This window comes from Paenarthrobacter sp. OM7, assembly GCF_029873575.1.
GTDB lineage: Bacteria > Actinomycetota > Actinomycetes > Actinomycetales > Micrococcaceae > Arthrobacter.
In genome coordinates this window covers 3,652,249-3,665,835 of sequence record NZ_CP123579.1, presented here as the reverse complement: position 1 = coordinate 3,665,835, position 13,587 = coordinate 3,652,249, and the positions used below count along the sequence as shown (strand labels likewise).

The 13,587-nt window shown below is 63.3% G+C and carries 12 protein-coding genes and 1 pseudogene; 9 read left to right on the top strand and 4 right to left on the bottom strand.

Annotated elements, in window-relative coordinates:
* The first annotated feature begins 159 nt into the window (after window positions 1-159).
* From QEH68_RS16845 to QEH68_RS16825, 5 genes and pseudogenes are all read left to right on the top strand, one after another.
* Window positions 160-792 carry a hypothetical protein gene (locus QEH68_RS16845; RefSeq protein WP_280628032.1) on the top strand — a complete coding sequence of 211 codons (633 nt, stop codon included), beginning with the start codon at window positions 160-162 and terminating at the stop codon, window positions 790-792.
* Window positions 768-1,433 (top strand): type II secretion system F family protein, encoded by a 666-nt coding sequence (locus QEH68_RS16840; protein WP_280623486.1) that lies wholly within the window; start codon window positions 768-770, stop codon window positions 1,431-1,433. The genes QEH68_RS16845 and QEH68_RS16840 overlap by 25 nt, the downstream gene beginning before the upstream one ends.
* 519 nt (window positions 1,434-1,952) lie before the next feature.
* Window positions 1,953-2,124 (top strand): annotated as a pseudogene (locus tag QEH68_RS16835) (DUF4244 domain-containing protein); the annotation flags it as partial.
* Between the two features lie 113 nt (window positions 2,125-2,237).
* The gene (locus tag QEH68_RS16830; RefSeq protein ID WP_280623485.1) at window positions 2,238-2,606 is read left to right on the top strand and encodes a TadE family type IV pilus minor pilin; all 369 of its coding nucleotides are present in this window, start codon (window positions 2,238-2,240) and stop codon (window positions 2,604-2,606) included.
* Window positions 2,603-2,968: an Rv3654c family TadE-like protein gene (locus tag QEH68_RS16825; RefSeq protein WP_280623484.1), complete on the top strand. Its 366-nt coding sequence runs from the start codon at window positions 2,603-2,605 to the stop codon at window positions 2,966-2,968. The genes QEH68_RS16830 and QEH68_RS16825 overlap by 4 nt, the downstream gene beginning before the upstream one ends.
* Window positions 2,969-3,001: 33 nt before the next feature.
* Here QEH68_RS16825 and QEH68_RS16820 read toward each other — a convergent pair whose 3' ends face one another.
* Window positions 3,002-5,344, bottom strand: a complete 2,343-nt coding sequence (locus tag QEH68_RS16820; RefSeq protein ID WP_280623483.1) for a DEAD/DEAH box helicase — start codon at window positions 5,342-5,344, stop codon at window positions 3,002-3,004.
* Window positions 5,345-5,435: 91 nt separating this feature from the next.
* On the bottom strand, window positions 5,436-6,131 hold the full coding sequence (locus QEH68_RS16815) for a GNAT family N-acetyltransferase (protein ID WP_207594547.1): 696 nt from the start codon (window positions 6,129-6,131) through the stop codon (window positions 5,436-5,438).
* A 159-nt stretch (window positions 6,132-6,290) separates the two neighbouring features.
* Here QEH68_RS16815 and QEH68_RS16810 point away from each other — a divergent pair, with 159 nt between their 5' ends.
* A complete protein-coding gene (locus QEH68_RS16810; RefSeq protein ID WP_089596116.1) occupies window positions 6,291-7,187 on the top strand; it encodes a rhodanese-related sulfurtransferase in 897 nt (298 codons plus the stop codon).
* Between the two features lie 7 nt (window positions 7,188-7,194).
* Here the strand turns inward: QEH68_RS16810 and QEH68_RS16805 are convergent, their stop codons facing one another.
* Window positions 7,195-7,725: a hypothetical protein gene (locus tag QEH68_RS16805; protein WP_280623482.1), complete on the bottom strand. Its 531-nt coding sequence runs from the start codon at window positions 7,723-7,725 to the stop codon at window positions 7,195-7,197.
* A 64-nt stretch (window positions 7,726-7,789) separates the two neighbouring features.
* The gene (locus tag QEH68_RS16800) at window positions 7,790-8,233 is read right to left on the bottom strand and encodes a hypothetical protein (RefSeq protein WP_280623481.1); all 444 of its coding nucleotides are present in this window, start codon (window positions 8,231-8,233) and stop codon (window positions 7,790-7,792) included.
* A gap of 92 nt (window positions 8,234-8,325) precedes the next feature.
* On the opposite strand from QEH68_RS16800, the gene QEH68_RS16795 reads away from it, so the two are divergent.
* The 3 genes from QEH68_RS16795 to topA all read left to right on the top strand — a co-directional run bounded on the left by QEH68_RS16795 (window position 8,326) and on the right by topA (window position 13,531).
* Window positions 8,326-9,975 (top strand): methyltransferase, encoded by a 1,650-nt coding sequence (locus QEH68_RS16795; protein WP_280623480.1) that lies wholly within the window; start codon window positions 8,326-8,328, stop codon window positions 9,973-9,975.
* Window positions 9,972-10,682, top strand: a complete 711-nt coding sequence (locus QEH68_RS16790; RefSeq protein ID WP_207594539.1) for a winged helix-turn-helix domain-containing protein — start codon at window positions 9,972-9,974, stop codon at window positions 10,680-10,682. Before QEH68_RS16795 ends, QEH68_RS16790 begins: the two co-directional genes overlap by 4 nt.
* A gap of 125 nt (window positions 10,683-10,807) precedes the next feature.
* Window positions 10,808-13,531: a type I DNA topoisomerase gene (gene topA / locus QEH68_RS16785; protein ID WP_280623479.1), complete on the top strand. Its 2,724-nt coding sequence runs from the start codon at window positions 10,808-10,810 to the stop codon at window positions 13,529-13,531.
* Window positions 13,532-13,587: the final 56 nt, after the last annotated feature.

Below are 13,587 nucleotides of genomic sequence, written 5' to 3'. Positions count from 1 at the left end.
GCGGCCTGGCAGCACTTCCGGGGCCGTTGTGTTGATGGCCGACGTGTACGGAAAAGTTTGGGAAAGTCTGGAGGAGGGACTGGTGCCGCCCTCCGTGCCCGTTCGGGTGTGAGCTTTCGTCACCCCTGGCGGCGAAAGCGAACTGAGCCCTTGCCGCTTGTGGTGCTGGTACAACAGTTGGCGGCCTTGCTGCGTGGTGGGCGGGGAACGTCCCGGCTGTGGGAGGAACTCTGGATGGTCCATGGCTCACGGCTGATCAAAGATGGCGGCCCGGACACAGAGACAGAACCGGCGACTGCCGCACTCAGCCAGGAGTCGCTGCTGGTTGTGGCCGCAGCCAGGGCAGCATCCAGCTTGGGAAATTCTGCGGCTGAAGCCATCCGGGATACTGCCGCCCGGATATATCCCCGGCGTGGAAGCTCTGAACGACGTGTCTGGATGGAACTGGCGGCGTGCTTGGAGGTGGCAGAAACCAGCGGTTGCCCGCTTGCTGACCTCCTTACCCGTTTTGCCGCCCAGTTGGAAGCCGAAGAAGACGCAGAGGCCGCACGGCAAACCGCGCTCGCCGGACCAAAAGCCACAGTCAAGCTGTTGTCCTGGCTTCCGGTGTTCGGGCTGGTGCTGGGGATGGCGTTGGGCGTGGAGCCGTTGGGAATCCTGCTGGACAACGTCATGGGAGTTGCCACATTCGCAACCGGTCTCCTCCTTACCGTGGCCAGCCGCGTGTGGTCCTCACGGCTGGTGGCCTCCGCAGCCGGGAGTGTGCGATGCCCGGGGCGCTGGTGCTGGTGATCATCGTCGTCCTGGGTTTGGCGGCTTTCGTGTGGTTCACCGGGCCGACGCGGGCCAGGACGCGCGTGTTGATCCGGAATGCCGACGCCACGTCACTGACGCGCTCCTCCCGCCGTGGTCCGGCCGGTACTCTGGACCTCCGAACGCGGAATGCTGCCGGGGAAGGGCCAGCCCCAACGGATCCTCCTGATCCGAAAGGTCCGTCCGACGGTCTCCGAGACACCGCGATGATGCTGGAACTGGTGGCGTCAATGCTCGACGCCGGAGCTGGAATCGGGAGGGCACTGGAACTCATCTCCGCGTGTGCATCACCACCCATCAAGCGGTCGCTCAGGCCAGTTGTGGCCGCGCTGGCCATCGGCGCGGATTGGGAGACGGCGTGGCGGACCCACACCCAGCACGCGCCCGAGGTGGTCCGTCTCAAGGATGCACTGGCTTTCGCAGCCCTAACCGGCGCCCCCTCGGCATCGATCCTCTACGCACAAGCGGCCAGGGAACGGCGCGAACAGTTCCGGGCTGCGGAGAAGCGAGCCGCTGCCTTGGGCGTGAAACTGGTAGTACCTCTGGGCCTGTGCTCACTGCCGGCCTTCATATGCCTGGGGATCGTGCCTGTCTTGATCGCCATGCTTCCCGTCGGATGACCTGTCCACGATGGTCGGCACAGACATGATGATCGGCACAGAGTGGGCTGCGAATAGCGCCCACTCTCCCTCCACATCCTGCTGATCGTGAGGGGTTATCCACTTGGAGGATTCCCCTTCTTACAGGCAGCACCGAGCCACGGAAGAGTCGAATCAGTCGGCGGACCCGCTGGCTTTTTTTGAAAGGAACCCACAGTGAGAACACTCTTCAAGGCCGAATCCGGCCGCCGCCAGGGCCGCCGTGCTGCTGGCCAGGATCGAGCCTCGATGGATCGAGCCGCCGTTAGCGGGAAGCAAGGAATGAGGACCTTTGGAATCGAGCAGTTTGAACTCGAAGAATTCACGGATTCCGGCTTCGGAGACGCGGGCTTCCGGGCCACTGGTGCGGACCTTCAGCTCACCACGTCACACGGTGCGCTGGCCCTGCGGGACCCAGGGGAAATCCGGGATCAGGGCACACTGCGGAGGCGACCAGGGCGGCATCATCGGAGGAGCCTGTGGAGGAGCCATGAACGTCGCCGGACACGGGAAATGCGTCCTGGCTCGGAGAGCGGTATGGCCACGGCCGAGTATGCCATCGCTACCCTCGCCGCAGTGGGGCTCGCAGGGCTATTGGTGGTCCTCCTTCGGAGCGAAAGAAGTCCGCGGCTTCCTGCTCAACTTGATTCGCACGGCCCTGTCCTTGCCATGACGCACGTACTGCCTGCCGGCGGGAGGTCATCTGCCGCCTGTGCCGGACCAACATCCGGCCAGAAGGCCGGACCATCATCCAGCCGGAAGGAGGGAGGGGAGGAGTCGGGCGCCGTGACTGCGGAGTTCGCCGTTGCCTTGCCGGCCGTGGTCTTGCTCTTGGCCTTCCTGCTGGCAGGCGGTGCTGCGGGGATCACACAACTGCGGCTGGAGGAAGCTGCTACGGCAGGAGCCCGGGCCTCCGCGCGGGGCGAGACAGGTGGTGCCGTGGAAGGAATTGTGAGGCGGCTTGCCGGTGACGGCGTCAGTTCCTCTGTCACCGACGACTCCGGGTGGCTCACGGTGACAGCCTCGGCCCGGGTAGGCGGAGCCGTGGGATCGCTGATCCCCTGGACGTTGACAGCGTCGGCCTCCGCCCGCGCAGAGTCAACGGGTTCGGGGGCTGGTGCCGAACCAGCTGGTTCAGGGGCAGGCATCCCATGAACCCGCTTTCACTACCTGTTGTCCCTCCTGAGCGCGGGGCGGGAACAGTTCTCGCGCTGACACTGGGTGCAGTGGTGATGGCCTTGCTCGTGGGCGTCCTGGTCCTGGCCCAGGCAGGGGTGATGGCGTCCAGGGCTGCGTCCGCTGCGGACCTGGCTGCGCTCGCCGCCGCCGATGCTGCCAGGGGCCTCACTTCAGGGGAACCGTGTGCGGTGGCCTCCGAAGTAGCGGCGCGGCACGATGCAACAGTCACATCCTGCACCGTAACCGGAGGGAACGTAGCTGACGTGGCTACCGAGTTGGCTCATCCTTTCGACTGGGGAGTCGCTAGGGGACGGGCGCGGGCAGGGCCACCTCCGTAGGCGCCGGTGTTCGCAGGGTTGACCGGGAGGGGCCTAGATGGCGTCCTTCAGCAACACACCCAGCAGCGTGATGGCGGCTGCCTTGTCCAGCGGGTTGTTCTTGTTACCGCATTTGGGGGACTGGACGCAGGACGGGCAGCCGCTGTCACACTCACAGGCCTGGATGGCTTCTTTGGTTGCAGTCAACCAGATCTTGGCCTTTTCAAAGCCCCGCTCAGCGAACCCGGCGCCACCTGGATGACCGTCGTAGACGAAAATCGTGGGCACACCGGTGTCGGCATGGAGGGCAGTGGAGACGCCGCCGATGTCCCAGCGGTCACTGGAGGCAACCAAGGGAAGAAGCCCAATGGCGGCGTGTTCGGCCGCATGAAGCGCCCCCGGGAACTCGGCTTCCACCAGACCTGCCCCATGAAGAGAGCGGTTATCCACCACAAACCAGACGGCCTTGGTAAACAGGTCACGGGCGCCCAATTCCAAGGGTTCTTCACCGAGGATCTCGTTGGAAATCAGGGCCTTGCGTTGGAAGGAGACAACTTGCGTGGTCACTTTGACGTCGCCGAAATGCACGGTGATGTCGCCCCACTGGACCGAGCGCGACGTTTCGAGGACCTCAATCTGGGTCACGTCGCGCGCCGTGGTGTAGAAGTCGGGGTTGACCCGGCGCACCATGACGCAGTGGTCGGCTTCGTTGAGGTCCTCCACCAGGTAGCTTTCACCTTGGTGGACGTAGATCGCACCCGTGTGGGCCTGATAGTGGGTTTGCGGCGAATCCATGGTCCCCAGGAGCGATCCTGTTTCGGCATCAACGATACTCACCGGACCGCCTCCGTCCGCCCGGAGATTCACCATTCCGGCAGCACTCTCCGGATGGGTCCAGAACCAACCCGCAGGCCGTTTGCGGAGGTATCCCTGGACCACAAGACGGTCCAGCAGCCCCCCGGAGGTGGGGCCAAACAGATCGAGCTCGGCCGGCCCGATCGGCAACTCAGCGGCCGCGGCACACAAATGGGGACCAAGAACGTACGGATTGCCGGGATCAAAGACGGTGGCTTCCACAGAGACGTCAAAGATGGCCTCGGGATGGTTCACCAGGTACGTGTCCAAGGGGTCGTCGCTGGCCACGAAAGCGGCGATGGCATCCTGTCCTGCCCGCCCGGCCCTACCAATCTGTTGGAAAAGCGAAGCCCGGGTGCCCGGCCATCCAGCCACCAGCACCGCATCCAGCCCCGAAATATCGATGCCCAGTTCCAAGGCCGAGGTACTGGAAACGCCCAGCAACTGACCGGACCTCAGGGCTTGCTCCAAGGCCCGGCGCTCTTCGGGCAGGTACCCGGATCTATAGGCAGCAACCCGCCCCGGCAGGCTGGGGTCCACCTCGTCGAGGAGTCTTTTGGTGATGGAGGCAATGGACTCGGCTCCGCGGCGCGACTTGATGAATGCGATGGTGCGCACGCGCGAGGACACGAGGTTCGCCAGAATGTCCGCTGTTTCGGCTACGGCGGTCCGCCGCTGTTTGGCCCCGTTCTCACCCTTGACGTCCGTGAGCGCCGGCTCCCAAAAGGCAACTGTGGTGGAACCGTGGGGCGAGCAGTCCTCGGAAACCTCCCTGACAGGGGCGCCGATGAGCCGGCCAAAAGAAACGCCGGGGTCGGAGGCAGTGGCAGACGCGGCAATGAACACCGGCTCGGGGAACGTGTTTCCTGCACCGTAGTAGGCGCAGATCCGCCGGAGGCGCCGCATCAGGTTGGCCACATGGGAGCCGAAGACACCGCGGTAGCTGTGGGCCTCGTCCACAATCACGTAGCGCAGCCTCCGGAAAAACTTGGCCCACCAAGTGTGGTTGGGCAGGATTCCGAAGTGCAGCATGTCCGGGTTGGCCAGGATGAAGTTCGCGTGATCACGGATCCAACGGCGCGACGCAACGTCGGTGTCCCCGTCGTAGGTCTCTGCCCTTACGGTGGGCAGCTTCAGCGAGCGGATCGCCGCGAGCTGGTCGGCCGCCAGTCCCTTGGTGGGGGACAAGTACAGGGTGACGGCACCGTCGTCGTGGATCTTCCCGGGGTCGGCCAGGACTCGCAACTCGGAACGGTGTATCGCGTCCAAAGCCGGCAGTTGGTAGGCGAGCGACTTTCCGGATGCCGTTCCAGTGGCGATGACCACGTGCTGTCCGGAGTGGGCGAGGTCGGCGGCCTGGACCTGGTGCCGGTACGGTTCGCGGATCCCCAAGGCCTCGTATGCCCCCACGACGTCGGGGTGGACCCAGCCCGGCCACGGCTCGTTGACGGCCTTCCTGGCGGGAATGGTATGGACATGGCGCAACTGCTCAGGGTCCGGCGTCCGGCCCAGCAGGGAGATCAATGAATGAGGTGCAGCCACCGAATCATTCTGTCATTGTGCGGGCACGCCGACGGCGGCACCCGAGGGCGTCGCCGTCGAACTTGGCTCAACCAGCCGTCGGAAGCAGAAGCTATGCTCCTGAAAGGTCCGATCCTTCGGTGCCGCTGGCGGACATCATGAGAACGTGGCACACCACGTCCCAGCCAAGATGGGAGTAGAGCTTCTGGCCGTCCAGGGATGCCAGCAAAAGCCCGTTCTCCACATCATGCGAGAACGCCTGGGCGGCGAGGGCCTTCATGATAAAGCTTCCCAGCCCACGGCGCTGGAAGTCCGGTTCGGTGACGATTTTGTCGAAGACTGCAGTACCGTCCACTACGAAGACCCGTCCGCTGGCGGCCACCTGCTCGCCGGAATGGACCACGGCGTAGTGGACTCCGTTGGATTCGGAGGTAGCGAGTTCAAGGTCGTCGTCGGGCAGCCACGGATCCTCGGAATCCTGGGTTTCCATGTCCACGATCATCATGGTTTGCGATGCGGACGTCACGGTCAGCCCGTGCTGTTCAGCCAGGTACTTGTACCGTTGGACGTCGTTGGTGAGGACCGTCAGGATCCGGGTGGGGGCTTCTGCGGTCTTGGCCGCAAGGGCGGTGAACTCTTCGTCCGAGGGATCGTGGGCAAAATACTCCCAGTCACCGGTTTTGTCGGCGCGAAGCGCAGCAGGGAAGCGGCCTTCTTGGCGTGACTCATAGCCGCGGCAGCCGGACCAGCCGGCTACCCAGACTTCCAAAAGGTGCGCAATGTCTTCAACCAAGGCGTCTGGACTCATGTAGAGAGAGTATGCCAGCGCATCATGAAGCAACAGAGCCGGATCAGCCCCGGAATGCTTGCTTATGGAATTGTGACTTCTCCTATCGGCAGGCGCGGTGCCGGACGGGCCTGAAGCGTGGCCGGTCGGCGATTTTACTGCACCAAGTACCCTTGAATAGTGGCTTTGAACCGAATCGTCCTCTTCTATGGCTTTACCCCGATCGCCGACCCCGACGCCGTGCGTCTATGGCAGCGTGCCCTGTGCGAAAAACTGGGCCTCACCGGCAGGATCCTCATTTCGAAGGACGGCATCAACGCCACGGTAGGCGGCGAGTTGAACAACATGAAGCAGTACGTGAAGACCACGCGTGAATATAAGGGCTTCCATGGGATCGACTTCAAATGGTCGGAGGGAAGTGCCGCAGATTTCCCGCGCCTCAGCGTCAAGGTCCGCGATGAAATCGTGTCGTTCGGTGCTCCCGGGGAACTCAAAGTTGATGACAACGGCGTGGTGGGCGGCGGCAAGCACCTCCAGCCGGAGGAACTCCACGCGCTGGTGGAGGCAAGGAAGTCCAGTGGCGAGGACGTGGTGTTCTTTGACGGCCGCAACGCGTTCGAGGCACAGATCGGCAAGTTCAAGGATGCGATCGTTCCGGACGTGGACACCACGCACGACTTCATCAAGGAACTGGATTCGGGCAAGTACGACGACCTCAAGGACAAACCGGTCGTCACCTATTGCACCGGTGGAATCCGCTGCGAAGTCCTATCCAGCCTGATGGTCAACAGGGGCTTCAAAGAGGTCTACCAGTTGGATGGCGGGATTGTCCGCTACGGAGAAACGTTCAAGGACAAAGGGCTCTGGGAAGGTTCCCTTTATGTCTTCGACAAGCGCATGCACGTCGAGTTCAGCGAGGACGCCAAAACCATCGGCGAATGCGTCCGCTGCGCTGCCCCCACCAACAAGTTCGAGAATTGCTCCAACCTCAGTTGCCGCACTCTGACCCTGTACTGTGCCGAATGCGCCTCAAGCCCGGAAACGCTGCGCTGCCCCGGAGGCTGCGAAGCCGCTTAGCGCGGTCTCAAAGCCTGCTCACACGGTAGGCGAAATTGGCATCGGACCTGGACCCGACGGTGATGGACAGGATGGCGTCCTTGTCCAGTTGGACAACGCTGACCCGCGCGTTGGCGCACCCCAACGTCAGGTCCACCAGAGCCACATCGTTCAGCGTCACGGCGAACGTGACCCGGCGGGTGCCACGGCATGCCAGCGTCACGGCGTATGTTCCTCCGGGCAGCTGCACTGTTTGCTCGGACTTGGACTCACCGGGGTTCAGATAGCCGCTGCTGGAGTAGAACGACTGACCTTGCGACTCAGGCAGCGCAGCCTTTGCCCATTCTTCCAGGGCATCGCCGCTGACGGTGTCTTCCAGCGCCGGATCGGGTGGAAGGGCGATGTTTCCTGCAGTGGAGGTGGCGGTGGCCTCCGGCCTGCCGCCGTCCTCATAGGTGTATTCGCAACCGGCTACGCCTCCGCTCAGGACAACGAGAAGCACGACGGCGGCCCTCGCCAGCCGCTGTGACATCACCGAGCAAGCTGCCTTGCTGCCCATGCACTGACTTTACGCCCGCGCGGCCGCTGTCTGAAGGCTTGTTGGAGGAAGAATCCGGGGGCTTCTAGCCTGCCGTCGGAGCCAGGTGATAAGCGTAGATCAGTGGGGCATCGACGCTGCTGGTCGAGATGTTGAGGGGGCCGGCAGCAGGCACTTTGATTTTCACCACATCGAGGCTGCCGTTGCATGCTGCAGCCGCATCGGCGATTTTGTTTCCGCTCAAGGAGACGGCGAAGTAGGCCTTGCCGCCGCCGTCGCACGCCATGGTGAGCGTATAGGTCCCGGCGGACACGCTGGGCGATTCCTTGACCAAGGGGTCCCGGTTGAGGATCTTGCCGGAGTCCTCCAAGACCGCGCGGCTTGCTGCCGGGAGGACCTTTTCCTTCCAAGCGGGAACGTCTGCATCTGCGATGTTGACCGGCGCCTGGCAGGCGGCGACCCCCAGCAGGACGCCAGCGGCCAGGGCACCAAGGCCCGCGCGGCGCCTTGTGGAGGAGAAGTTGAGCATGATTCCACGCTACCGGGTTCCAGCGGCGTCCTTTGTCCACATAGCCCGGTAGGGGACCACCCGGCCCGGGAGGCCGCCCCTACACTTGCAGGGTGACTGACACTGCATTCTTGTTTACCGCCGGCAACACTGACGATGCTCCCCGAAGCGACCAACCCGCACTGCTCCAGGTGCTTGCCCGGGACCTTCGCGCCCTCTCCTACACCGTGGATGGCGTGGCTGACCTGCTGGGGGAGTCGGCGTCAGCAGCGCTTGGCAGGGACCAAGTGGTTCCTGCGCTCCTGGCCACCGAGCGGTTGAAAGACTCGCACGATCCCGCGGTCCGGTCGCTGGCTGTGATTGTCCGTCTCTGGCTTCTGGCCGTCCCACAGTCCGTGGCCGACGTTGACTCCGCCCTGCCCGGAATCCGTACCCAAGGAATCGTGGAGCTCGGCTTGGCCGCCGTGGATGGCGAGGTCGTCCGGGTCACGGTAGACCTGCGACCGTACGGTTGGGACGCGAATGCAGACGGCAGCGGTGGCGCCGAACTCTGGGTCGCCAGTGACCTCGCAGCCCACCAACAGGCGGGAGTCCTGCGTCATGACCATGTCCTGGGCATTGGCCGCGCCTCCACAACGCTGGTCCAAACCACTTTCAGGCAACACACCAAACGCGCCCTGGACCTGGGGACTGGCTGCGGGATCCAGACTTTCCACCTGCTGCACCATTGCGAGCACGTTACAGCTACGGACATCTCCCCAAGGGCACTGGCATTCACCCGGTTCAATCTGCTGCTGAACGCGGCGGAGCTTGACCTGGATCCCCAGAACTTGGAGAGCCGCGTAAGCCTTCGCCTGGGATCGCTCCTGGACCCTGTGGAGGGTGAACAGTTCGGCTTGGTGGTGTCCAACCCTCCCTTCGTGATCACACCCAGGACGGGCGGGGAATTGTCGTCGGACCAGTTCACCTACCGCGACGGCGGACTTCCGGGTGACGGGATCGTGGCTTCGTTGGTGCAATCACTCGCCAGCGTCCTGGAACCCGGCGGCACCGCACAAATGCTGGGCAACTGGGAGGTTACCGAGGGGTCGGACTGGAAGGACCGTCCCAATGCATGGCTCAAGGACTCGGGTCTTGACGTGTGGTTCATCCAGCGCGAGCAAGTGGATCCGGAACAGTACGCCGAGACCTGGCTGCAGGATGCCTCCCAGAACCGTGACCGTGAGCAGTACAAGGAGTCGTACGCCGCATACCTGGACGACTTCGCCTCCAGGAACGTGGAAGGGGTGGGCTTCGGCATGATCTGGCTGCGCCGCCCTGGGCCAGGACACCGGTCCACCATCAGCCGCTTCGAAGAGATCACCTATCCCATCGAACAACCCATCGGGCCGCATCTGGGCGCGGCCGTGGAACGGGCCGATTGGGTAGCCGCCACCCCGGTGGCCGACGCGCATCTGGTAGCCGCGGAGGACGTAACCGAAGAACGCCACCAGCGACCCGGAGCTGCCCATCCTGGTGTCATTCTCCTGAGGCAGGGTGCAGGCCTCCGCAGGACCAACCTGCTCAGCACGGAGCTTGCAGGGTTCGCCTCTGCCTGCGACGGAGAGTTGTCGGTCCGCCAGATCGTGGCGGCCCTGGTCTCGCTGTTGGGAGGCGACGACGACTTTGACGAGGATGCTTTCACGGAGGGCCTGTACAGGGATGTCACCAACCTCGTCCTTGAAGGTTTCCTGCTTCCGGACCCGACGCAGACCAGCGAATGAGCAGCGACGCGACGCCGCCGGCGATGAACTCCGATGGTCCCGCAAGTGACCCTGACTACACTGATCAAGTGATTGCGAACAACGAGACATCCCAAACGTCAGGCGACGTTCCGCGGCGGAAGCGGGCCGAGAAGACGGTTGAGATCACCGATCCCAAGGCTATCCGCGCCTTGGCGCACGCTGCCCGCATCGAGGTCATCTCTGAGCTTTACGCCACCCAGGTGAGCCACACAGCAACCGAACTCGCTGCCCGGACCGGCCTGACCCCCAGCGCCATGAGCTACCACCTCCGCGCCCTCCAGAAATGGGGAATCGTCGCACCGGCCGAAAATGCCGGTGATGCACGCGAGCGGCGTTGGAAGGCTGCCGGAACAGACTTCACCATCTCGGGAGGCAGTGTCGCCAGCCCCGAGATTGCCGTGGTTGACCTGGAGCTCGATGCGTTCCGTCGACGCGCTTCTGCCTTCGCGAAAGCCCGGGGGGAGCGCCGCCAGCGTGGTGAAGGGGGAGACGAGCCGGTATCGGTGGTCCTCTCCAGCAACCTGCTTTATCTCACCAACCCGCAACGGAAGGAACTGGCGGACAGAATCCGCGAGGTCGTGAGGGAGTACGAACTCGAGGATCCCACGCAGATTCCGGAAGGTGCCGAACGTGTGGCAACCTTGTGGTCAATGATCCCGGATGACCGCGTGGCGCCCGGGCAATAACCCTCCGGCCTGGTCACCGAATGACCGCCCTGGTTTCCGTACCAAAACGCAGGATTCTGCAAACTATGGTGAACTAGGCCAATATGGGCACCAGCCCAATTACACATTTTTTCTGTAGGAGCACCGTGCCCAGCAAGGCAAAAACCGGCAAGAAACTCGTGATCGTGGAGTCTCCCGCCAAGAGTAAGACCATCGCCAAGTACCTTGGCGAAGGCTTCATCGTCGAGGCTTCCATCGGCCACATCCGGGACCTCCCGCAGCCGTCTGATCTCCCTGCAGAACTGAAGAAGACCTCGCTGGGCAAGTTCGCCGTCGACATCGAAAACGACTTCAAGCCGTACTACGTTGTCTCCCCGGACAAGAAGAAAAAGGTTGCCGAGCTAAAGGCCCAGCTGAAAGACGCTGATGCGCTCTACCTCGCAACCGATGGGGACCGCGAAGGCGAGGCCATCGCGTGGCACCTCCTGGAGGTCCTGAAGCCCAAAGTTCCCGTCTATCGCATGACCTTTGGCGAAATCACCAAGGAAGCCATCCACCGCGCCATGGACAACCTGCGCGATGTGGACACCGCTTTGGTGGATGCCCAGGAAACCCGCCGCATCCTCGACCGCCTGTATGGCTACGAGATCTCTCCTGTCCTGTGGCGCAAGGTTGCCCGCGGGCTTTCGGCCGGCCGTGTGCAGTCCGTGGTGACCCGCATGGTGGTGGACCGCGAACGTGAACGCATGGCCTTCCGGGCAGCCTCCTACTGGGACCTCACCGGCCAGTTCGGTGCTGACTCCGGTTCCTTCAAGGCCAAGCTTGCTGCTGTGGACGGTTCCAAGGTTGCCAGTGGCCGTGACTTCAATGACAACGGCCAGCTCACCTCCTCCACAGTGGTGCACCTCAACGAGGAACTGGCCACGTCCTTGGCCGCGGGCCTGGAAAACGCCGAATTCCGCGTACGCTCCGTAGATACCAAGCCGTACACCCGCCGTCCGGCCGCACCGTTCACCACGTCGACGCTCCAGCAGGAAGCCGGCCGCAAGCTGCGCTTCTCCTCCAAGAGCACCATGCAGGTAGCCCAACGCCTGTATGAAAACGGCTACATCACGTATATGCGTACCGACTCGTCGGCGTTGAGCGATGAAGCCCTCACGGCATCCCGCCGCCAGGCCGCCGAGCTCTACGGCCCTGAGTACGTGCCCCAGAGCCCCCGCGTGTACGCCAACAAGGCAGCCAACGCCCAGGAAGCGCACGAGGCCATCCGTCCCGCAGGAGACTCTTTCCGCACCCCGGCACAGGTTGCCAAGCAGCTGAGCGGCGATGAGTTCCGGTTGTACGAGCTCATCTGGAAGCGCACCGTCGCCTCGCAGATGGCCGACGCCAAGGGCTCCACCGCCACCATCCGCCTCGGTGCGGTGGCGGCAGACGGACGCGACGCCGAATTCTCGGCTTCCGGTACCGTCATCACCTTCCCCGGCTTCCTGGCCGCCTATGAAGAAGGCAAGGACGAGAGCCGGGGCGACGACGAGTCGGACGAAGCCCGTCGCTTGCCCAATGTTGCCAAGGGCGACTCCTTGAAAGCATCGGAAATCCAGGCTGTGGGACACGAAACTTCGCCACCGCCGCGGTACACAGAAGCATCGCTGACTGCTGAACTGGAAAAGCGGGGCATCGGCCGTCCGTCCACTTATGCCTCCACGATTTCCACCATCCAGGACCGCGGTTATGTCCGGAAACAGGGTTCCGCCCTGGTTCCGAGCTGGATCGCTTTCTCGGTGATCCGTTTGCTGGAACAGCACTTCACGGACTACGTGGACTACGAGTTCACCGCGGACATGGAAGGCGACCTGGACAAGATCGCCAATGGCCAGGCCGCAGGCGCTGCCTGGCTCAAGCACTTCTACTACGGTGAAGACGCCGATCCGGGCCTGCTGAGCATCGTCAACAACCTCGGCGAAATCGACGCCCGCGAGATCAACTCCGTGCCCATCGCTGAAGGCATCACACTCCGCGTAGGCAAGTTCGGGCCCTACCTGGAAAGCTCGATCCCCACCATCGACCAGAAGACCGGCGAGGTGGTTGAGTCCTCCCGGGCCAACGTCCCCGAGGAACTTGCCCCGGATGAACTCACGGCAGCCAAAGCCATTGAGTTGATGGAGACTGCCGCCCCGGAGGAACGCGTCCTGGGCACTGATCCCCACACCGGGCACACTGTGGTGGCCAAGAACGGCCGTTACGGGGCATACGTCACCGAGATCATCCCGGAAATGACCGAGGAACAGCTGGCAAACCAGCCGGTTGAGTACTACAAGAACGGCAAGCCGAAGCCGCCCAAGAAGCCAGTAAAGGCCAAGCCGCGTACAGGATCGCTGTTCAAGTCCATGACCGTGGACACGGTTACCCTTGACGAGGCGCTGCAGCTCATGAGCCTGCCGCGGGTACTCGGTGAGGATGCTGATGGCAACCCCATCACGGTGCAGAACGGCCGCTTTGGTCCGTACCTGAAGAAGGGCACGGATTCCCGCTCCATCGGTTCGGAAGAGGAAATCTTCACGATTACCTTGGAACAGGCACTGGAGATCTATTCACAGCCCAAGCAGCGGGGAGCCCGTGCGGCTGTACCGCCGCTTGCCGAGTTCGGCCCGGACCCTGTTTCGGAAAAGAACATCGTGGTGAAGGAAGGCCGGTTCGGCCCGTACATCACAGACGGCATCACCAACATCACGGTCCCGCGCACCACCTCGCTGGAGGAACTGACCCGGGAACGCGCCGTCGAACTTTTGGCTGAAAAAAGGGCCAAGGGCCCGGTCAAGCGGACCACCACCCGCAAAGCGCCGGCCAGGAAGACCGCAGCCAAGAAGTAGCTTCAGCGAAGGCCGGGACAGCATGCGCGAATTGCGTCCCGGCCGGCATCGTGGTC

Coding starts and splice junctions, on each gene's coding strand:
- QEH68_RS16840 (WP_280623486.1), top strand. CDS start 768: ATGCCCGGGGCGCTGGTGCTGGTGATCATCGTCGTCCTGGGTTTGGCG.
- QEH68_RS16825 (WP_280623484.1), top strand. CDS start 2,603: ATGAACCCGCTTTCACTACCTGTTGTCCCTCCTGAGCGCGGGGCGGGA.
- QEH68_RS16815 (WP_207594547.1), bottom strand. CDS start 6,131: ATGAGTCCAGACGCCTTGGTTGAAGACATTGCGCACCTTTTGGAAGTC.
- QEH68_RS16805 (WP_280623482.1), bottom strand. CDS start 7,725: ATGGGCAGCAAGGCAGCTTGCTCGGTGATGTCACAGCGGCTGGCGAGG.
- QEH68_RS16800 (WP_280623481.1), bottom strand. CDS start 8,233: ATGCTCAACTTCTCCTCCACAAGGCGCCGCGCGGGCCTTGGTGCCCTG.
- QEH68_RS16790 (WP_207594539.1), top strand. CDS start 9,972: ATGAGCAGCGACGCGACGCCGCCGGCGATGAACTCCGATGGTCCCGCA.